This is a genomic window from Planotetraspora phitsanulokensis (assembly GCF_016863295.1).
GTDB classification, from domain to species: Bacteria; Actinomycetota; Actinomycetes; order Streptosporangiales; family Streptosporangiaceae; genus Planotetraspora; species Planotetraspora phitsanulokensis.
The window spans coordinates 17,411-36,848 of the sequence record NZ_BOOP01000047.1; the positions used below are offsets into that span (position 1 = coordinate 17,411).

The following is a 19,438-nucleotide window of genomic DNA, read 5'->3' on the forward strand; positions in this document are numbered from 1 at the left end:
CCGCGAGCGGCGAGCTGGGGCCTTCCTGCGCTCCTGGATTCAGCGCCGCCGTGGATGCTCGCCGTCGGCGGGGCACTCGCCGCCGTGGTCATCCTGAACGAGCGTCGCCCACGCGCTGCGCACCGAGTAGGCGGCGCTCAGCCCGCACCGTGGAGCGCGTCGATGCCCTTGCGCCAGGTGGTGTCGAGATCGGCGTCGGGTGGGAAGCGTTGGTTCAACTCGAGGATGACCATGCCGTGCGCGAAGGCCCAGATGGCCCGTGCGCGTTCACGGTCACCGCCGGCGGCCTCGAGGAGCGGCATTGCGGCCGCCTCCTCGACGCCGGAGGCGAGCAGGTCGCGGCGCAGGGGCCGCTCGGTCATCAGTCGATAGAGGTTCGGCTGGCGGCGTGCGAAGTCGCGGTACGCGGCGGCGAGAGCGGCGATCGGGGTGTCGGATCGACGGACGGCCTGCGCGAACAGTTCGGCCTGCTCCTCGAAGCCGACCGAGATCAGCGCCGCTTCCAGTGCCTGCTTGTCGCGGAGGTGCTCGTAGATCGAGGAGGCGCGGATCCCGAGTTGGGCGCCGAGGCGACGCATCGACAGTGCGTCGGGGCCCTCCTGCTCGAGGAGTTGCCGCGCGGTCTGCACGATCTCCCGGGCTCGTGGGGTGAGCCGGCTCAGCGCGTGAAAAGCCATCCATCCACCTTCCCAGAATGTCCTAACGGTGTTAGGTTAGCGCCCTAACGCCGTTAGGACGAAAGGTGGCGTCGATGCCCGCTCATGCCCCATCCGTGCACGTCGAGACCAGCGCCGGCTCCGCGCGGACCCGTGACCTCATCGCGCGGGCCCTGCTCATCCTCGCCGCCGTCGGCGCCCTTGCCGCGGTGGCCGGCGCGGTGGGCGCCGTCGCGGACGCCGGACCGGCCACGCGGTTTGTCGAGACCTGGCGCATGCTCGGCTTCGGTGTCTTCGCGGGCGTGTTCCTGCTGCTGGGCTACCGCCCTCGGCTTTACGCCGGGATCTGGGAGCTCGCCATCCTGAACAAGCTCGGCCTGACCGTGGCCGCCCTGTCCTTCGGCAGCGGGACCGACGGCGCCGGCGCGGCACTGATCGCCGACGGAGCGGTCACGCTCATCCTGCTGGCCGCGTATGTGCTCAGCCGGGGCTGGACGGCCTGGTCGACCGCAAGGGCCATCGCGTGATGCAGAGGTCCATGACCGCCCGCCGAACACAGCTCCGGACACGCTGACCGCGTCCGCTACCACGCTTCCTGGTCGAGATCATCGCCTGGGTCGTCGCACCACGGCCGGCGTTCGGGATGAGCCGACCGTGGTCAGGTGTCGCCTCGCCGGCGATGAACGGCCGCGGGTCAGCCGGTTGAACCTACTCGGCCGACGGGTACAGCAGCGGCCGCACCTCCACGCCGCCCCGCCAGGTCGCCGGGTTCAGCTTCGCGATGGCGACCGCGTGGTCCAGGTCGCGGGCTTCCAGCACGAAGAACCCGCCGAGAACCTCCTTGGACTCCGTGAACGGCCCGTCGGTGACGAGGTCGCCGCGGATCGACGTGGCGGTCGTGGTGGCCTGCAGCGCCTGCGCCTCGAGGATCTTCCCTCCGAGTTGCTCCACCTGCTCGCCGTACCTGAGGTGCGCCTCAATCTCCTCCGGCGGGGTGTCCGCGACGTCGCCTGGCGCCGGCATGTAAATCAGGACTGCGTACTTCGCCACGGGCGTGTTTCCTTTCTGGTGATCAAGCACTGATCCGGGTTGTCTGCTGGATACGGTCGCGGGCGTGGGGTGACTAGGAGCGGAACTCCAGGTCGACCGCCACCGCCGGCTCGACCGCCGCCGGCCGAGTGCGCTGCCGGAACATCGTCACCGCGATGATCGCCATCGCCAGGAACGCCCCCGCGCCGATTATGCCCACGGTGTTCAGGCCGCTGGTGAACGCCTCCCGCGCGGCGGCGAACAGGTCGCCGCCGACCGCTGCGGGCAGCCGGCCGGCCTCCTCGGCTGCGGCGCTGATGCTCTGCAGCGCGGTGTGCAGCGAGGCGGCCGGCACGTCCGGGGGAACGTCGTGGGGAAGCTCGCTGCGGTAAACCAACGTGCCCAGGCTGCCCAGCGTCGCCACGCCGAGCGCCACCCCGAACTCACCACCGGTCTGCATGATCGACGCAGCGGATCCGGCCTTCTCCAGCGGAGCCGCGCCGACGACCAGGTCCGTCATCAGCGGCATCGGCACGGACACCCCACCGGACGTGCACACCAGCCCGGTCACCAGCAGCCCCAGCCCACCCACGGCGTCCACCTGGGTGATCAGCAGGAACCCGACCGCGGTCAGCATCAGGCCGAACGCGATGACGTATTCGCGCCGGAAACGGCGGGCGATGTGCGGCGCCAGCATCGAGCCGATCACCATTGTCACGTTCTGCGGTAGCAGCCACAGGCCGGCCTGCAACGGTGACAACCCCTGCACGACCTGAAGGTAGAGCGCGGACAGGAGCGTGGAGCCGGCCATCATGATGCCCATCAGCAGCATGATGCCCTGCGCCGCGGTGAACGCCCGCTTGCCGAACAGCCGCATGTCCAGCAGCGGCTCGTCGAGCCGGCGCTGCCGGCGGACGAACGCCCAGCCGACAAGCAGCCCGAACACCACGCACACCACCGGCACCGAATGCCAGCCGGTGCGGGCCGTCTCCTTCAGCCCGTAGATGACCGGCAGCACGGCAGCCAGCGACAGCACCACGCTGACCAGGTCCAGCCGGCCGCCACCCTGGTCGCGGTATTCCGGCAGGACCAGCGGCGCGGCGATCAGCAGGGCGACCATGACCGGCACGCCCAGCAAGAACACCGAGCCCCACCAGAAGTTGTCCAGCAGGACGCCACCGATCAGCGGGCCGACCGTCATGCCGCCCATGAAGCAGCTGTACCACACTCCGATCGCGGCGCCGCGCTGCCGCGGATTCTTGAACATGTTGCTCAGCAGCGAGAGCGTCGAGGGTGTCAGGGTCGCCGCCGCGATACCGAGCAGGGCACGCGAGGCGATGAGCATGTAGACGTTCACCGAGTACGCGGCCAGGACCGACGCGACGCTGAACCCGGCGGCACCGATCAGCAGCAGCCGCCGACGGCCGACCCTGTCGCCCAAGGTACCCATGGTGACCAAAAAGCCTGCGCTCATGAACGAGTAGATGTCCATGATCCACAACTGCTGGGTGCTGTTGGCGTTCAGGTCGGCGCTCAGCTGCGGTAGCGCGAGGTACAGCACGCTGACGTCGAGTGACATCAGCAGGGTGGGCATGGCGACCACGATCAGCCCCAGCCACTCCCGCCGGCCGGCCCGCTCCTCGGTTCCGGCTTCGGTCATATTCATTCCAAACTCCATGTCCTGCTCCAACGGTCGGCCGGGAGTGCCGGCCGGCCGTGTCCGGGTCGGAAACGTGTTCCTGCAGGTACGACGAGCGGGCTGTCACGAATTCGACAGCTCGAGCGGTCTGGTTCGTGCGGAGGTTCGGCACCCAATCGCGCAGCCCGGACGTCGGAGGTTCGGCTGGCACAACGGATCACTGGGCGGCCGGCCGCAGCGTCTTCCGCTCCCCCGTTGCCGCCGAACTCGATGGGCGAGCCGGGACGCCCTCTGCCGGGCCGACCGTCCGCCCCTGCCCGGGACGGGTCGCCGGTCGGTGTGGCTCAGCCGGTCGCGAGCTCCTCGATCCGCGCGGCCAGGAAGTCGCGCTCGGCGCCGTTGTCGGCCAGCCGCAGCGCGGCCTGGTAGGCCCCGATGGCCTCGTCCGTGCGGCGCAACCTTCGTAGCAGGTCGGCCCGGATGGCCGGCAGGTAGTGGTACGAGGCCAGGCGCGGGTCCTGGTTCAGCGGCTCGAGCGCGTCGAGGGCGGCCTGCGGCCCGTCGACCATCGCCAGGGCGACCGCGCGATTCAGCGCGACCACTGGGGACGGCCAGACCACCAGCAGCGCGTCGTACAGCATCAGCACCTTGGGCCAGTCCGTGTCGGCGTAGCTGGCGGCCGCGGCGTGCTGCGCGGCGATGGCGGCCTGCAGAGCGAACCGGCCTGGGCTGCCGGTACGCATGGCCTCGGCGACCAGGAGGCGGCCCTCGGCGATCGCGGCCCCATCCCAAGCCGAGCGGTCCTGCTCTTCCAGCAGCAACAGCCGCCCGCCCGGATCGGTTCGGGTGGCCCGGCGCGCGTCGGTCAACAGCAGCATCGCCAGCAGGCCACGGACCTCAGGCTTGTCGGGCAACAGCGCGTCCAGCATCCGGGCCAGGTCCATGGCCCGCTCGACCAGATCGTGGCGGACCAACTGGAGCCCGGTCGGCGCGGTGTGCCCGGTGGTGTACAGCAGGTGGATGACGGTCAGCACCGCGTCGAGCCGCTCGGGCAGCTCGCCGGCCTCGGGTACCCGGTAGGGGATGCGCGCCGCGAGGATCTTCTTCTTGGCGCGGGTGACCCGGGCGGCCATGGTGGGCTCGGAGACCAGGAACGCACGGGCGATCTCGGCGGTGGCCACGCCGCAGACCAGCCGGAGGGTCAACGCGATCTGGGCCTCGCGGGCCAGCGCCGGGTGGCAGCAGGTGAAGATCAGGCGGAGGCGGTCGTCGGCGACCGCCTCGAGGGCAGGGTCGTCCATCTCGATCTCATCGGGTTCCACGAGGAGCGGCAGCTTCGACTGGAGCGTCTGCTCGCGCCGCAGAGCGTCGATGGCCTTGTTCTTGGCCGTCGTGGTCAACCAGGCACCAGGGTTCGCCGGGATGCCGTCGCGGACCCAGTTGTGCATCGCTTTGACGTACGCGTCCTGCACGCACTCCTCAGCGAGGTCGAGGTCGCGGGCCACACGCGCCGTGGCGGCCAGCACGAAAGCCCATTCACGGCGGTGCGCGTCGGCGACGGCCCGCGCGACAGCGTCGCCGGCCGCGGTGGGCTCGACGTTCGCCATATGCGCTGCCATCGGCCGTTCCTCTCTCGCGCGGATCGGCCCCTACACCGACGACGAACGCGTCACCGCGCGTTCGACAACCGCTCCGGCCCGGATCCTACTGCTGCCTCCCGCCGTCCAACCACGATGGGTGAACACCTGAAGATGCAGTTCAGAGGCTGCTAGCCGGATCGTCTTGTCGCGTCGGACACTGCGGCACAGGGCTGCACCATTGCGACCGATGGTACGAAGGTAATACCATTCACCTACCTGGGGTCGGAGCCCTGTGAGGGGAGTACATGGACACGCAGCCACGGCACGCGTTCGAGGTCGCCGCCCCGATCATCGGCGCCGCCCCCATGAAAGTGCTGCACACACGGAGGCGACAGGAAGCCCCACCCCTGCCCGCTGGAGTGCATCGAGCGCGGCGCATGCCACCCGGCCTGCCCGATCGACGCGATCGTCGGTGACAGGAACCGGCGAGATGCCCGACAAGGCGCGGGAGCACAGACAGGACAACGCGCCCTTCTTCACGACCGCCTGCCCGGCCATCTCACTCCACCGGGGAGCCCCGGCGGAGCCACGAAGGTGGGACGGGTAGGCGTGGACACGGAGCTGACGATCCGGCTGGCCGAATCGAAGCAACCGTGGCCCGGGCACCGGTGGCGCACCGGCGCCCGAGCAGGACGATGACCGAGAATCGGAGGACCAATGGGCAAGAGCGGACGCGTGTTCGTGCGTGGACTCACCTCGCAGACGTACGGCCTCGGTGAGTTCCGGCGCCGCCAACTGGCGGTGGACCGGGTGCGTGACGACAGCGTCGTCGTCGACGACGCGAAGGTCGGGCACTCGGGCGACAGCGCGAAGAGCCGGACCTGGTGGCGGATCGGTCCTGGCGACGAGGACTTCCTCACGCAGACCATCCAGGTCCACTTCGTGGAGCTGCCCCCCGAGTCGTCGAATCACGGCCACGGCCACCAGAACGAGGCCGCCTTCTACATCCTGGAGGGCAAGGGCTACGAGATCCACGACGACCAGCGCTACGAGTGGAACAAGGACGACCTGGTCTTCGTGCACACCGACTCGGTGCACCGGCACTTCAACCCGTACCAGGAGCGGGCCGTCGCCCTCGTGGTGAAGGCGAAGTGCACGTGGATGTTCATGGGGCTCATCCAGCAGGGCCGGTCGGGACCGGTTGAAGAGGAGGAGCGGTTCGGACCCCGTGAGGACTGGTCCCGGATCTGGACGCCTGGAGTCCTCGACCGCAAGAAGGTGATCTCCCCCGCGGACACGACCTGGCAGGACACCCCGCTGGGGCGGGTCCGCGTCATGTCCTCACCTGAGCGCACGGACGCCCGCATCTTCAGCGTGGACGCCTTCGAACTCGACATCCCCGCGGGTGGTCACAGCGGCAAGTACTGGAAGATGGCCGACGAGGTCTACTACGTCCTCGAGGGCGGCGGGTACGCGCTCCAGTGGGAGGTCGAGGCGGAGATCGCGGAGAAGTACTACGCGAGGATCGCCCTGGAGCCAAAGCGCTACGACATCCGGCAGGGCGACACCCTCTATGTCCCGCAGAACCACGTCTGCCAGATCTTCGCGGCGGACGGGACCCCGATGCGGCTGTTCAACGCGCAGAACCGCGTCTTCAAGCACCTCGGCTACGACACGGTCCACTACTTCGAGCCCGCCTCGAACGCGACGTCGTGAGCACGCGGACGACGACCGGAGTCACCCGCTGCGGTGCCGGAAGAGCCGGCGCGGCAGGTTCATCGAGAACGGGTGGCAGAACCACCGTGACGTCGTCCATATGAAGAGCGCCTCGCTCCAGCACTCGGAGCGAGGCGGTCACGTCGGCTGAATTGGCTGCCACCGGCAGATGGAGTGGTCCTCCCCACGTTCCGCCGTGACTGCCTGCCAGCCCAGGCCAAGCGCATGCAGCGGCTCACGAAGAGCGCACAGCCTCGTCGACAGGGTTGCCCAAGACGGCGGACAGTTCCCGGACGCTGAGAACTTTCCCCGCCTTCCATGGCAACGTGGGGATGTGGCACGACGTACTCCTCATCTCGCATACGAAGAGCAAGTACCCGGTGCTGTGCGGTGACGGCACGACCCGGGTCGAGGTCGCCCGCACCGTACGCGTCACGCGTGCAAGCCGGTGTGAGAAGACGCCCGTGCAGTACGGCGACACCGTGAAGACGACCTTCGACCACATGGCCGGCTGGTTGACGGATCACTATGTGAGCTGAGGCTGATCGTGTTATCGGCCCGGCATCTGTTCTGCGACGGCGACGCGTTGTGCGTGGAGGCGTAAGAGCTTCAGATAACCTGCGCCGACCGGCCCGGAGAGGCGGCCACGTTCGCGCGCAAGCCGGCGAACACCACCATCAACGTGGAATGGCTGCCTGTCGACATGCGTGGAAGAAAGCCTGTTCCCGATATGCGCGACAAGATCGACGAGGCGCGCACGACGCTCGACGATCAAGTTGCCGGATAGTACGACCGTGCTCGGCTGACTCTCGACACACGGGGTTTGGTCCGTGATCTGACCGGTTCTCGTCGTCGATCACGCCCTGCGCGGTCGTGCTTCCGGTGGTCCGGCCCTCGCTGGGATCGTCGTCACGTGGCTCGCCGCCGCCCGGTGTGCGGTCAATGCGCTGACGTCCGCCGCCGTGATCCTTACATCGGCAGTGCTGGTCACGTGCTCTGATCCGCGTCGCGCCGCTGCCAGGCGCCCCCACCAGGTCGTTCGCCGGGGGCCGCTGCTCACGTGCCTCACTTTGGGCGCTGCCGACATCCGATCCCCGAAACCCCGCTCGGCCTGATCACTCGTAAGCATGCCTCACGGCTTCCCCGAACTCCACGATCCGATGATCCGCGCCCAGCACGAAGTCGACGGGGACGTCGGTCGCCTTCGGTGGTTTAATGGTATTACCTAACCGCGGGAGAGGATTCCATGTCACGTATGGACCAGCGGTGTCGCCCTTGGCGGGCTCAGGATGCGGGGCCATCTCCACGGAGGCGGCCGTTCCGACCCCACTTCCGGGGGGCCCGATGAGCAACGGGACACTGATCGTCGGCGGCAGCCAGGCCGGCCTGCAAGTGGCCGTGTCCCTGCGGCAGCTCGGCGACACCTCACCGATCATCTTGGTCGGCGAGGAGGATCATCAGCCGTACCAGCGGCCGCCCCTTTCCAAGGAGTTCCTCGCCGGCGAGGCGGCGCTCGACTCGCTGGCCTTCCGCACGCCCGACTTCTACGCCGACTCCGGAATCGACCTCGTATGCGGTGAGCGGGTGAGCGAGGTGAGCCTGTCCACGTCGGGCCCGCCGGGCTCAGGAGTCGCTATGACCGCGAGCGGGCGCGAACTGCCCTTCAATCGGCTGGCGTTGACCGTGGGAGCGGGCGCCAGGCGGCTTCCCCTGCCCGGCGCCGACCTCGGCGGGATCTGCTACCTGCGCGAGTACAACGACGCCGCCGACCTGCGGACGCAGCTCTCGACCGCCACGAACGTCGTCGTCGTCGGCGGCGGATTCATCGGCCTGGAGGTGGCCTCGGCGGCCCGCAGCCTCGGACGATCCGTCACGGTGGTCGAGGCCGCGGAACGGCTGATGGCCCGGTCCGTGGGAACCGTGATCTCCGAGTTCTATCGTCAGGCGCACCTTCGCCGCGGCATCGACGTCCGGCTCTCGTCCGCGGTGTCCGGCTTCCAGGGGGAACACGGCAGGGTCACCGGCGTCACGTTGTCCGACGGCGCGCGCCTGCCGGCCGATCTGGTCCTGGTCGCAGTCGGCGTTCTCCCCCGCACGGAGCTCGCCGAACAACTGGGACTCATGTGCGACCAGGGTATCGTCGTCGATGCCCACGCCCGTACCAGCGACCCTTCCGTCGTCGCCGCCGGCGACTGCACCGTGCAGCCGCACCCGATCACCGGCCAGGGACGGGTACGGCTCGAGTCGGTTCAGAACGCCGTGGCTCAGGCCCAAGTGGCAGCCGCGACGCTGCTCGGCCGGCTTGACACCGTGATGTCGGTGCCGTGGTTCTGGTCCTACCAGGGTGACCTCAGGTTGCAGATCGCCGGCCTCGCCGCCGGCTACGACACCCAGGTCGTACGCGGTGACCCGGCTGACGAGCATTTCTCCGTCCTGTACTACCGGCATGACCGGCTGCTGGCCGTTGACGCCGTCAACCGCCCGGCCGACTACATGACGGTACGCAAGGCCCTCGGCCAGGGAGCGAGCATCGCTCCGGACCGCGCCGCCGATCCCGACATTCCCCTGAGGTCCCTCGTCGGCGGTCCGGCCCCGGCGGCGCCGGCCGTTCAGCGGGCGGAGGCGTGAGCGGGTGGGGCAAGCCGCTTGTAGCAGATGACCGACTCTGGTCTAATGGACATACCATAGTAACTTCATCGGTGCGCGTCCGGCAGAACGACCGTGAGAGGACATGGGCACCTTGTCCAAAGTGATCTACATCGACAGCGCCGGTCGCGAGTACGCCGTGGATGCGACGGTCGGTGACACGGTCATGGCGACCGCGGTCAAGAACGGCGTCCCCGGGATCGTCGCGGAGTGCGGCGGGAACTGTTCGTGCGCCACCTGCCACGTGTGGGTGAGCGACGAGTTCGCACCTGTTGTGGGGCCTCCCAATGACATGGAGGAGGACCTGCTCGACATGGGGGTCTCGGAGCGTCGCGGCACCAGTCGCCTCTCATGCCAGATACGCATCACAGCGGCCCTCGACGGTCTGAGGGTGGAGATCCCTCCGGAGCAGCCATGACACCCGGACACGGACACACCGTCGGCCGCCCGGTGGGAGCGCGGACCAGCATCGCGGATCCGATACCGCCAGTCCGGCATCGATCCATCACATGAAGGGGAAACGGCCGTGCTAAGGCAGGACATCAACGAGCTTTTGACGCAGACCGGTCCCGGGACGCCGATGGGCGACTTGTTCCGGCAGTACTGGATTCCCGCGCTGCTCGCCGAGGAACTCCCGGAGAACGACTCACCGCCGGTGCGCGTGAAGCTCCTGTCCGAACGCTTGATCGCCTTCCGCGACAGCGAAGGGCGATATGGCCTTATCGACGAATTCTGCGCGCACCGCGGCGCTTCGCTGTGGTTCGGTCGCAATGAGGGGTCCGGACTGCGCTGCCCGTACCACGGCTGGAAATACGACGTCACCGGCCAGTGCATCGAGGTGCCGTCGGAGGCGGACAACAGCAGCTTCTGTGAGAACGTGAAGCTGCGCGCGTACCCGCTGGTCAAGGTCGGCGACGTCCTGTGGACCCACATGGGCGACCCGGCCAAGCGGCCGGACCTGCCGGAGTTCGAGTTCGCGCACGTTCCGCCGGAGCAGACCTACACCTCCAAACGGTGGCAGCAGTGCAACTGGCTGCAGGCGTTCGAGGGCGGCATCGACTCCAGCCACGTGACGTTCCTGCACTCCGGCGGCCTGAAGTCCGACCCGTTGTTCAAGGGCGCCAAGGGCAACGAGTACAACATGAAGGACACCAAGCCGTTCTTCGAGGTCGCCGACAGCGAGGGCGGGCTCTTCGTCGGCGCCCGTCGCAACGCCGAGGAGGGCAGCTACTACTGGCGGATCACGCCGTACGTGATGCCGGCCTTCACGATGGTGCCGCCACGCGGTGACCACCCGCTGCACGGCCATTTCTGGGTGCCGATCGACGACGAGAACTGCTGGACGTACTCCTTCGACTACCACCCGGGCCGTCCGCTGACGGCCGCGGAACGCCAGGCCATGATCGACGGCCACGGAGTGCACAGCAAGAACATCCCGGGGACCTACCGGCCCATGGCCAACATGGACAACGACTACCTGATCGACCGCGAGGCGCAGAAGCGTGGGGAGACCTACTCCGGCGTGGCGGGCATCGCCATGCAGGACGCCTCCCTGCAGGAGAGCATGGGGCCGATCGTGGACCGTACGAAGGAGCGGCTGGTCCCGGCCGACAGCGGGATCATCAAGGCCCGTCAGAAACTGCGCAAGGCGGCGATCGCGCTGCGGGACGAAGGCGTGACGCCTCCCGGGGTGGACACGGCGCACCACCGGGTGCGCTCGGCGGCGGTTGTGCTGCCGCAGGCCGAGTCGTTCCTGGACTCCTGCCGCGACGCGATCAAGGCCACGCCCGGCGTCCCGCACTCGTCGGTCTGAGATGTCGTCGCTGCCGATGTATGCGAGCGAAAGCGCCAAGGCGGCCTCCGCGAGCGAGTCGCGCTACCGAATCACCGTGCCGATCGCACCCGCGAGGAACGCCCGCGTCATCGCGCTGGACACGAGAGCCGCGTCGGTCGCCCGACGCATCTCCGACGGCCCCTGGGCCAACGCCCGGTTCTACACATGCGAGGCCGCACCCGACCGCGGGCCGGCGGACGAGTTCCTGCTGTACAGACTCGACGGAGTGCCGGCCGCGCTGGACGACATGCTGAGGGACACCGACGTGGTGGTGATCATGGCGACCGATGACTCGGGAGGGACTCGGGCGGCCGCCATCGGCAGCGCCTGCAGCGCGCGCGCCATCACCACGGCGGGGGTGGTGCTCGGCGACGGCTTCGAGGCCGACGACGCTGTCGCCGCGCTCCGGCCGCATGCCCGGGTCCTGCTGCTGTCGGCGGATGAAAGCGATGCCTTTGAACTGCTCAGAGCTCTGAGGGTCTAGCTCGTGTCCGACACTCCCTAGCGGGCCGGCAGCCGGACCAGGCCACACGATTTGACGGAGGAAGGCGACGGCGAGATGCCGGAGAAGATCACCCTGCGTACCCTGCAGCGGATGAAGGACGACGGCCGCAAGATCGTCGGTGTCGTGGCCTGGGACTACCAGATCGCCCGCATCGTCGACCGGGCCGGCGTGGACATCGTCTCGGTGGGCGACACGGTCGGCGTGAACCTGTGGGGGCACTCCAACCCCTTCGAGGTCACGATGGACCAGATGATCCTGGTGACGCAGGCGGTCCGCCGGGGGGTGAGCAGGGCCCTGCTCAGCGCCGACTTCCCGTTCGGCCCCCTGCAGGAGGGCACGGACAGCGCCGTGCGGGCGGCCATCCGGTTCGTCAAGGAGGCCGGCGTCGACATGGTCAAGCTGGACGGGGCCTCGGACTTCCTCGACTCCGTCACGGCGATCACTCGTGCGGGCATTCCGGTGTTCGCGCAGTTCGGGATCACCCCGCAGACCGCGCTGCGCTACGGGGTCGAATACAACGCGATCCCGTCGAGCCACGACCAGGTGCCGGTGGCGATGAAGGACGCTCTGGTCGCCGAGGCCAAGCGACTGGAGGAGGCGGGCGCCGTACTGCTCAACTTCACCAACTCCGGACCGATCGTCGGAGCCGCCGTCGCCGAGGCCGTCTCCATTCCGGTCGTCGGAGGATTCGGCGGCGGCCCGTGGCTCGACGGCCGGATGCGCATGGCGCACGCCGCCATCGGCTATGCCGCGTCGGCCATCGACAACCCTCCTGACACCTACGCGAACGTCGCACGGACAACCCTCGACGCGATCACGGCCTATGCCGAGGACGTGCGCTCCGCACGTCAGGTCGCCGGAGGCATCCCCGTGCCGCCCGCCCCCTGACCCTGTCCACTCTCACCCGGCACTGCCCGCGTCACGAACCGAGGCGCCCGGCAGGCGACCACGAGGAGCACCGTCCATGCCCACCGCCGTTGTCGACGGGATCACCACCCGCTACGAGGTGGCCGGCTCCGGCCCGCCGCTGCTGATGTTCTCTCCCGGCGGTTTCGACTCCAGCCTGGAGAGTTGGCGGACGGTGGGGATCTACCGGCGCCTGCGGCTGCTCGATCACCTCAGCGAGAAGTACACCTGCATCGCCTTCGACCGGCGGGAGTCGGGCCGGTCCGGCGGCCGGCTGCAACGGATCTCGTGGGCCGACTACGTGGCGCAGGGTGTGGGACTACTCGATCATCTGGGCATCGCGCAGGCGCATCTGATCGGCGGCTGCGTCGGCTGCTCCAGCGTCGCGGCCGTCGGGGTGGCACATCGGGAGCGCGTCCTGAGCATGGTGCTGTACTCGCCGGCGGGCGGGGTGAAATACCGCATGAAGCAGCACGCCCGGTTCGGCCGGCACCTGGCCTATGCGGGCGCCCACGGCCTGGAACAGGTGGCGGGGCTCGCGAAGATCTCGGACCTGGGTTTCTCCGCGGAGCCCCGGCTGGGCCCCTGGGCGAGCGTGCTCCGCGGCGATCCGGAGTTCGCCGACATGTACGTGCGTACGGACCCGGACCGCTATCAGGTGCTGGTCAGCGGCATGGCCCGGCTGCTGTTCGACCGCGACACGGTTCCCGGACCGGAACCGGAGGACCTTCTGCGGCTCGACATCCCCGCGCTCGTGATCCCCGGGCAGGACGACTCACACGCGCCGTCGGCCGCCCGTTACCTCCAGGAGTGCCTCCCACGCGCGGAGTACTGGGACGTCCCGGTGGCCGAGCAGACGGAGGAGACGGCTCCCGCCCGGATACTGCGGTTCCTGGACGGCGCGTAGGGCGCCGGACGCTCGGCGCCCTACGCGAGGCGGCACCGGCGGGCGGGCTCCGGAGCCAGAGAAAAGGTCATAGGTCAGCAAGCTGGGTGCGTTGGACGGGCCCAAAAATGAGGAGACGGCATGGCAGAGCAGGTGCTGGCAGCGGTCAGGACCGGGCCCGGCACAACCGAACTACGCGAGTTCTCGATGCCGGACATCCCCGACGACGGCGCCCTGCTCAAGGTCGAGGTCGCCGGGATCTGCGGCACTGACGTGAAGATGTACGCCAAGCCACCGTTCGCGGATCCGGTGATCATGGGCCACGAGAACGTCGGCGTCATCGTGAAGGCGGGACGCACGTTCGCCGAGCGCAAGGGCCTGAAGGAAGGCGACCGCGTTTTCGTCGAGCACTACGTCGGCTGTTTCCGCTGCGATTGGTGCCACCAGGGCGAGTACCGTCACTGCGAGGCGACCGACTGGCGTACCAACCCCGACGCCCGCCGCTACGGCTATACCTCCGCGAACAACCCCTACCACCTGTGGGGCGGCTTCTCGCAATACCTCTACCTGCCCTGGAACTCGGTGACGCACCGCGTTCCAGACGGTGTCTCCGCCGAACTCGCGGGACTGGTGACGCCGCTTTCGAACGGCATCGAGTGGGCGCTGGTCACCGCGGGCGTCGGCTACGCCTCAACAGTCCTCATCCAGGGCCCCGGGCAGCAGGGACTGTCCCAGGTCGTCGCCTGCAAGCAGGCCGGCGCCTCCCGCATCATCGTCACCGGGACGACGAGGGACACCGCGCGGCTCGCTCTGGCGAAGGAGTTGGGAGCAGACGACGTCATCGACGTCACGCGGGAGGACGCCCTCCAGCGCGTACTGGAGATCACCGGCGGCAGGGGGGTCGACGTCGTGCTGGACTGCACGGCCGGCGCCGGTACCGCGCCCATCCTGCTCGGCATCGACGCGCTCAAACGCCGCGAGGGCACGATGGTGGTCCAGGGCGAGCTCGCCGCCTTCCCCGACTTCCCGCTCAAGAAGGTCACAGAGAAGTCCATCAGCATCAAGAGCGCCCGCGGCCACAGTTACCGTTCCTGTGAGCTCGCCCTCGAACAGCTCGCCTCCGGACGCTTCCCGCTGGAAAAGCTCAGCACCCACAGCTTCGGCCTGAAGGACGTCGACCGCGCCATCCGGACCGTCGGCGGCGAGGGTGCCACGGACGTCGTCCATGTCTCCCTGCTGCCCTGGGCGGAGGAAGCGTGAGCATCGTCGTCCGCAACCCGCGCCGTACGGACAAGTCGACGGTCGATGCCCTCGGCGGGTTCGGCGTATCCACCATCCACGAGGCACAGGGACGCACCGGGTTGCTCGCGCCCGCCCTGCGCCCCATCTACTCCGGCGCGCACATCGCGGGCACTGCGGTCACGGTGAGCGTGCCGCCGGCGGACAACTGGATGATCCACGTGGCGGTGGAGCAGTGCCAGGACGGTGACGTCCTCGTCGTCGCGCCCACCTCCCCCTCGGAGGCCGGCTACTTCGGCGAGCTGCTCGCCACGTCGCTCGCCGCACGCGGCGTACGGGGGCTGATCATCGACGCCGGCTGCCGCGACGTCGCCGAACTGCAGCGGATGGGGTTCCCCGTGTGGGCGCGGCACATCTGCGCGTTCGGCACGGTGAAGGAGACCCTGGGCGACGTCAACGTCGGCGTGGCCTGCGCCGGCCAGTGGATCGAGCCGGGAGACGTGGTCGTCGCGGACGACGACGGGGTCGTGGTCGTCCAGCGTCGCCGGGCAGCACAGGTGCTGGAGGCGTCGCAGGCGCGGGAAGAGCGGGAGGCGGTGCTCCGCGAGCGCTACGCCCGCGGGGAACTCGGCCTCGACGTCAATTCCATGCGCGAACGGCTGGCGCAAAAGGGGCTGACCTACGTCGACCAGGGGCCGGACGAGTGAACCGGCCGCCGGGCTCTCACAGAAAGCACACGCACCGATGATCATCGATTGCCATGGGCACTACACCACGGCGCCGCGGCAACACCAGGCGTTCCGCGACGCGCAGCTCGCCCGGCTCGCCGACGCCTCCCTGCCCGCGCCGGCCCCGGCCGAGATCAGCGACGACGAGATCCGCGAGAGCGTCGAGAACAACCAGCTGAAGCTGATGCGCGAGCGCGGCGCCGATCTGACGCTCTTCTCGCCGAAGGCCTCAGGGATGGAGCACCACGTACCCGACCCGGAGACCGCACGCGTATGGGCGCGGGTGAGCAACGACCTCGTCCACCGGGTGGTCGGCCTGTTCCCGCACTACTTCGCCGGCGTGTGCCAGCTGCCCCAGACACCCGGCGGCACGCTCGACGACGCGGCGGCCGAACTCCGCAGGTGCGTGGAGAACCTCGGCTTCGTCGGGTGCAACCTCAACCCGGACCCGTCCGGCGGGTACTGGACCTCGCCGCCGCTGACCGACGAGTACTGGTTCCCCCTGTACGAGGCGATGGTGGAGCTCGACGTCCCGGCGATGATCCACGTCTCGACGTCCTGCAACCCGAGCTTCCACACCCTCGGCGCGCACTACCTCAACGCCGACACCTCGGTGTTCATGCAACTCGTCCAGGCAGACCTGTTCGACCGCTTCCCCACCCTGCGGTTCGTCATCCCGCACGGCGGCGGAGCTGTGCCCTACCACTGGGGCCGCTACCGGGGCCTGGCCGTACGGATGGGTCGTCCGGACCCGTCGGAACACGTCATGAAGAACGTCTTCTTCGATACGTGCGTGTACCACCAGGCCGGCATCGACCTTCTGCACCGCGTCGTCCCCGCGGACAACATCCTGTTCGCGTCGGAGATGCTGGGTGCCGTCCGCGGCGTCGACCCCGAGACCGGGATCGCCTGGGACGACACCAAGCGTTACGTCGACCGGGCCGACCTCACCGACGAGCAGCGGCACAAGGTCTACGAGGCGAACACCCTGCGCGTCTATCCCCGACTGCACGCGCGACTGACCGCGGAAGGCAGGTAGACCATGTCCCGGCTGCATCTCACTTTCGCCTGCGGCGACTACGACCGCACACGGGCCCTCGCCGAGGAGACGATCCGCCCCGACGGGATCGACCTGACCTATCTGCGGCTGCCCGTCGAGGAGACGTTCTTCCGCATGATGCGTCACCACGAGTTCGAGGTGGCGGAGCTGTCGCTGTCCTCCTACGTCGTCTCGCTGTCTGCTGAGAACCCGCCGTTCGTGGCCCTGCCGGTCTTCACCTCCCGGATGTTCCGGCACGGGTCGCTGTACTGCCACGCCGACGCCGGCATCTCCGCGCCGGAGGATCTGCGGGGGAAGATCGTCGGCACGCCGGAGTACCAGCTCACCGCCTGCGTGTGGATGCGCGGCATCCTCGGCGACCGGCACGGCGTCCCCTTCGACTCGGTCACCTACGTCACGGGAGGACAGGAGACGGCCGGCCGCATCGAGAAGGCGAGCCTCCGCCTGCCGGAGTCGGTGCGGATCAGCCGCATCCCCGACGACAGGACACTCTCCGCGATGCTGGCCGAGGGTGAGATCGACGCCCTGTGCACTCCGCGCGTGCCGAGCCCGTTCGCCGCCGGCGACCCCCGGGTGCGGCGGGTGTTCACCGACGTCGTCGGCAGCGAGAAGGAGTACTACGCGGCGACGGGCATCTTCCCGATCATGCACGTGGTCGTGATCCGGCGCGATGTGTACGACCGCCATCCCTGGGTCGCCCAGTCGCTCTACAAGGCCCTGCTGGCGGCCAAGGAGGAGGCGTACGCCAACCTCTACGACACCTCGGCGCTGCGGTTCATGCTTCCCTGGCTGACCCCGCAACTGGAGGAGGCACGAGCCTTCCTGGGCAGGGACTACTGGTCCTACGGGCTCGAAGGCAACCACGAGACACTGGCCACCTTCCTTCGCTACCACCACGAGCAGGGGCTGTCGGGGCGGCTGTGGAAGCCCGAGGAACTGTTCGCTCCCGAGTCGACGGAGTCGGCGGTCATCTGATGACGCGCCGGCTCAGGATGCGTAAGGCACGATGAGACTGGTCCTGCTTCGCCACGGCGAGAGCGAGTGGAACTCCAAGAACCTGTTCACCGGGTGGGTCGACGTCGACCTGACGCCGTTGGGTGAGGTGCAGGCACGGCAGGGCGGTCGACTGCTGCGCGAGGCCGGGTTGCTGCCGACCGTGGTGCACACCTCCCTGCTCACGCGGGCGGTGCGCACCGGGAATCTCGCGCTGGAGGCCGCCGGCCGGGTCTGGATCCCGGTCGGCCGGCACTGGCGGCTCAACGAGCGGCACTACGGCGCGCTGCAGGGCAAGGAGAAAAGGGAGATCCTCCAAAAGTACGGCGAGGAGCGGTTCCGGCTCTGGCGCCGGTCGTACGACGTGCCACCGCCGCCGGTCGACCCCGACGACGAGTGGCAGGTGGCGAGCGACCCGCGCTACGCCGCGGTGCCCCGTGACCTCATGCCGCAGGCCGAGTCACTCGCCGACGTCATCGCCCGTCTGCTGCCCTACTGGTACGACGTCATCGCACCCGACCTGCGCGCCGGGCATACGGTGCTGGTCGTGGCGCACAGCAACTCGCTGCGGGCACTCGTCGCGCACCTCGACCGCCTGGACCGTGAGGAGGTCATGGCGCTGAACATCCCGACGGGCATTCCCCTGCGCTATGACCTCGACGAGGATCTGAATCCGGTCCAGCGCGGCGGCCGCTACCTCGACCCGGAAGCGGCCGCCGCGGGCGCCCAGGCGGTGGCGGACCAGGGGCGTTAGGGGGCGGCGGGATCACCTCGTTGACACCGATCATTGTTGGACTTATGGTCATACCAAATAACCTATCCGGACCGTGACTTTGCCGGCCGAGCACTTGGCACGGGGAACCCACGTCCGGCCATGAGGAAAGGGCTGCTGAATGGCCAGGGACGCGCTCGTCAAAGACGAATTGGCGGCGAAGTTCGTCACCGAGAAGGAGTCGCCCTACACCCGTTGGGTCGCCGCCGAGGGGCTGGACATCATCGCCGCCCACTACGTCCCGGATCTGCGCACGGTGGAGCTCAAGCCCTGGGCACGGCGAGGCGGGCGCGGTGTGTTCATCAACCACGAGGCCACCCGCACGTCGAACGACTGCTATGTCTGCGAGATCCCGGCGGGCGGCATGCTGGCGCCGCAGCGGCAACTCTTCGAGGAGATGATCCTCGTCCTCGATGGGCAGGGTTCGACGAAGGTCTGGAACGACGCCGGCGCCGAGGTCACCTTCGAGTGGCAGGCCGGCTCGCTGTTCGCCATCCCGCTCAACGCCCATCACCAGCACTTCAACGGGTCCGGGCAGAAGGCCGCACGTTTCGTCTCCTCGACCAACCTGCCTCCGGTCCTCAACCTCTATGACGACGTCGATTTCGTCTTCAACACCCCCAAGGACTTCCCGAACCGCTTCGCCGGCGAGCCCGACTACTTCTCCCCCAAGGGTGAGCAGAAGGGACTGCTGTTGGACACGAACTTCGTCGCCGACGCGGTCAACCTGCCGCTGGTCGAGGCGAAGGAACGCGGCGCGGGCGGCGGGCACATCCGCTTCGCGATGGCCAAGGGCTCGATGAACAGCCACATCTCGCAGTTCCCCGTGGGGACGTACAAGAAGGGGCACCGCCACGGTCCGGGCGCTCACGTCATCATCCTGTCGGGTACGGGATACAGCCTGATGTGGCCCGAAGGAGAGGAGCCGCGGCGCTACGAGTGGGGCCCCGGCTCACTGATCGTCCCGCCGAACATGTGGTTCCACCAGCACTTCAACGTCGGCCTGGAGCCCGCCCGCTACCTCGCCTTCAAGCACGAGGTGGTGTCGGTCCGCAACGCGCAGGGCGTGCCGAAGGCGTGGATCAGCCAGCGCATCGGCGGCGACCAGATCGACTACGCCGACGAGTCGCCGTACGTCCGTGAGACCTTCCGCGAGGCCCTGGCCAAGTACGGCATCGAGCCGCAGATGGACAAGGTGTACACGGCCGAACTCGAGACACTGCCGCCGAAGCCGTAGCCCCGGACCGCG

Annotated in this window: 20 protein-coding genes; 15 read left to right on the forward strand and 5 right to left on the reverse strand. The window is 68.7% G+C overall.

Annotated features, from left to right (window positions below; translation table 11 throughout):
- Nucleotides 1-137: 137 nt before the first annotated feature.
- Nucleotides 138-677 (reverse strand): TetR/AcrR family transcriptional regulator, encoded by a 540-nt coding sequence (locus Pph01_RS38420; RefSeq protein ID WP_204078174.1) that lies wholly within the window; start codon nt 675-677, stop codon nt 138-140.
- A 74-nt stretch (nt 678-751) separates the two neighbouring features.
- Between Pph01_RS38420 and Pph01_RS38425 the strand changes: the two genes are divergently transcribed.
- Complete coding sequence (locus Pph01_RS38425; protein WP_204078175.1) at nt 752-1,183, forward strand: hypothetical protein; 432 nt, start codon at nt 752-754, stop codon at nt 1,181-1,183.
- A 181-nt stretch (nt 1,184-1,364) separates the two neighbouring features.
- On the opposite strand, the gene Pph01_RS38430 is transcribed toward Pph01_RS38425, so the two are convergent.
- From Pph01_RS38430 to Pph01_RS38440, 3 genes are all read right to left on the reverse strand, one after another.
- Entirely contained in the window at nt 1,365-1,706 is a 342-nt protein-coding gene (locus Pph01_RS38430; protein ID WP_204078176.1) for a YciI family protein, read from the reverse strand.
- A gap of 73 nt (nt 1,707-1,779) precedes the next feature.
- Nucleotides 1,780-3,351 carry an MFS transporter gene (locus Pph01_RS38435; protein ID WP_204078177.1) on the reverse strand — a complete coding sequence of 524 codons (1,572 nt, stop codon included), beginning with the start codon at nt 3,349-3,351 and terminating at the stop codon, nt 1,780-1,782.
- 317 nt (nt 3,352-3,668) lie between these two features.
- Complete coding sequence (locus tag Pph01_RS38440) at nt 3,669-4,943, reverse strand: RNA polymerase sigma factor (RefSeq protein ID WP_239117340.1); 1,275 nt, start codon at nt 4,941-4,943, stop codon at nt 3,669-3,671.
- Between the two features lie 678 nt (nt 4,944-5,621).
- Between Pph01_RS38440 and Pph01_RS38445 the strand changes: the two genes are divergently transcribed.
- Complete coding sequence (locus Pph01_RS38445) at nt 5,622-6,620, forward strand: cupin domain-containing protein (protein WP_204078178.1); 999 nt, start codon at nt 5,622-5,624, stop codon at nt 6,618-6,620.
- Between the two features lie 326 nt (nt 6,621-6,946).
- Nucleotides 6,947-7,159 (forward strand): hypothetical protein, encoded by a 213-nt coding sequence (locus Pph01_RS38450; protein WP_204078179.1) that lies wholly within the window; start codon nt 6,947-6,949, stop codon nt 7,157-7,159.
- 11 nt (nt 7,160-7,170) lie between these two features.
- Here Pph01_RS38450 and Pph01_RS38455 read toward each other — a convergent pair whose 3' ends face one another.
- The gene (locus tag Pph01_RS38455; protein ID WP_204078180.1) at nt 7,171-7,395 is read right to left on the reverse strand and encodes a hypothetical protein; all 225 of its coding nucleotides are present in this window, start codon (nt 7,393-7,395) and stop codon (nt 7,171-7,173) included.
- Nucleotides 7,396-7,964: 569 nt separating this feature from the next.
- On the opposite strand from Pph01_RS38455, the gene Pph01_RS38460 reads away from it, so the two are divergent.
- The 12 genes from Pph01_RS38460 to Pph01_RS38515 all read left to right on the forward strand — a co-directional run bounded on the left by Pph01_RS38460 (nt 7,965) and on the right by Pph01_RS38515 (nt 19,426).
- A complete protein-coding gene (locus tag Pph01_RS38460) occupies nt 7,965-9,248 on the forward strand; it encodes an NAD(P)/FAD-dependent oxidoreductase (protein WP_204078181.1) in 1,284 nt (427 codons plus the stop codon).
- Between the two features lie 121 nt (nt 9,249-9,369).
- On the forward strand, nt 9,370-9,684 hold the full coding sequence (locus Pph01_RS38465; protein WP_239095196.1) for a 2Fe-2S iron-sulfur cluster-binding protein: 315 nt from the start codon (nt 9,370-9,372) through the stop codon (nt 9,682-9,684).
- 108 nt (nt 9,685-9,792) lie between these two features.
- Nucleotides 9,793-11,079: an aromatic ring-hydroxylating dioxygenase subunit alpha gene (locus Pph01_RS38470; RefSeq protein ID WP_204078183.1), complete on the forward strand. Its 1,287-nt coding sequence runs from the start codon at nt 9,793-9,795 to the stop codon at nt 11,077-11,079.
- A 16-nt stretch (nt 11,080-11,095) separates the two neighbouring features.
- Complete coding sequence (locus Pph01_RS38475; RefSeq protein WP_204078184.1) at nt 11,096-11,584, forward strand: hypothetical protein; 489 nt, start codon at nt 11,096-11,098, stop codon at nt 11,582-11,584.
- A gap of 51 nt (nt 11,585-11,635) precedes the next feature.
- Nucleotides 11,636-12,493 (forward strand): 3-methyl-2-oxobutanoate hydroxymethyltransferase, encoded by an 858-nt coding sequence (locus tag Pph01_RS38480; protein ID WP_204078185.1) that lies wholly within the window; start codon nt 11,636-11,638, stop codon nt 12,491-12,493.
- Nucleotides 12,494-12,569: 76 nt separating this feature from the next.
- Nucleotides 12,570-13,418 (forward strand): alpha/beta fold hydrolase, encoded by an 849-nt coding sequence (locus tag Pph01_RS38485; RefSeq protein ID WP_204078186.1) that lies wholly within the window; start codon nt 12,570-12,572, stop codon nt 13,416-13,418.
- Between the two features lie 120 nt (nt 13,419-13,538).
- Nucleotides 13,539-14,657: a zinc-dependent alcohol dehydrogenase gene (locus Pph01_RS38490; protein ID WP_204078187.1), complete on the forward strand. Its 1,119-nt coding sequence runs from the start codon at nt 13,539-13,541 to the stop codon at nt 14,655-14,657.
- The gene (locus tag Pph01_RS38495) at nt 14,654-15,343 is read left to right on the forward strand and encodes a 4-carboxy-4-hydroxy-2-oxoadipate aldolase/oxaloacetate decarboxylase (protein ID WP_239117341.1); all 690 of its coding nucleotides are present in this window, start codon (nt 14,654-14,656) and stop codon (nt 15,341-15,343) included. Before Pph01_RS38490 ends, Pph01_RS38495 begins: the two co-directional genes overlap by 4 nt.
- A gap of 37 nt (nt 15,344-15,380) precedes the next feature.
- Complete coding sequence (locus Pph01_RS38500; RefSeq protein WP_204078188.1) at nt 15,381-16,403, forward strand: amidohydrolase family protein; 1,023 nt, start codon at nt 15,381-15,383, stop codon at nt 16,401-16,403.
- A gap of 3 nt (nt 16,404-16,406) precedes the next feature.
- Entirely contained in the window at nt 16,407-17,399 is a 993-nt protein-coding gene (locus Pph01_RS38505; RefSeq protein ID WP_204078189.1) for a substrate-binding domain-containing protein, read from the forward strand.
- A 31-nt stretch (nt 17,400-17,430) separates the two neighbouring features.
- A complete protein-coding gene (locus Pph01_RS38510) occupies nt 17,431-18,171 on the forward strand; it encodes a phosphoglyceromutase (RefSeq protein WP_204078190.1) in 741 nt (246 codons plus the stop codon).
- 139 nt (nt 18,172-18,310) lie between these two features.
- Nucleotides 18,311-19,426 (forward strand): cupin domain-containing protein, encoded by a 1,116-nt coding sequence (locus tag Pph01_RS38515; RefSeq protein WP_204078191.1) that lies wholly within the window; start codon nt 18,311-18,313, stop codon nt 19,424-19,426.
- Nucleotides 19,427-19,438: the final 12 nt, after the last annotated feature.

Coding starts and splice junctions, on each gene's coding strand:
- Pph01_RS38420 (WP_204078174.1), bottom strand. CDS start 677: ATGGCTTTTCACGCGCTGAGCCGGCTCACCCCACGAGCCCGGGAGATC.
- Pph01_RS38425 (WP_204078175.1), top strand. CDS start 752: ATGCCCGCTCATGCCCCATCCGTGCACGTCGAGACCAGCGCCGGCTCC.
- Pph01_RS38435 (WP_204078177.1), bottom strand. CDS start 3,351: ATGAATATGACCGAAGCCGGAACCGAGGAGCGGGCCGGCCGGCGGGAG.
- Pph01_RS38440 (WP_239117340.1), bottom strand. CDS start 4,943: ATGGCAGCGCATATGGCGAACGTCGAGCCCACCGCGGCCGGCGACGCT.
- Pph01_RS38445 (WP_204078178.1), top strand. CDS start 5,622: ATGGGCAAGAGCGGACGCGTGTTCGTGCGTGGACTCACCTCGCAGACG.
- Pph01_RS38460 (WP_204078181.1), top strand. CDS start 7,965: ATGAGCAACGGGACACTGATCGTCGGCGGCAGCCAGGCCGGCCTGCAA.
- Pph01_RS38475 (WP_204078184.1), top strand. CDS start 11,096: ATGTATGCGAGCGAAAGCGCCAAGGCGGCCTCCGCGAGCGAGTCGCGC.
- Pph01_RS38485 (WP_204078186.1), top strand. CDS start 12,570: ATGCCCACCGCCGTTGTCGACGGGATCACCACCCGCTACGAGGTGGCC.
- Pph01_RS38490 (WP_204078187.1), top strand. CDS start 13,539: ATGGCAGAGCAGGTGCTGGCAGCGGTCAGGACCGGGCCCGGCACAACC.
- Pph01_RS38500 (WP_204078188.1), top strand. CDS start 15,381: ATGATCATCGATTGCCATGGGCACTACACCACGGCGCCGCGGCAACAC.
- Pph01_RS38505 (WP_204078189.1), top strand. CDS start 16,407: ATGTCCCGGCTGCATCTCACTTTCGCCTGCGGCGACTACGACCGCACA.
- Pph01_RS38510 (WP_204078190.1), top strand. CDS start 17,431: ATGAGACTGGTCCTGCTTCGCCACGGCGAGAGCGAGTGGAACTCCAAG.
- Pph01_RS38515 (WP_204078191.1), top strand. CDS start 18,311: ATGGCCAGGGACGCGCTCGTCAAAGACGAATTGGCGGCGAAGTTCGTC.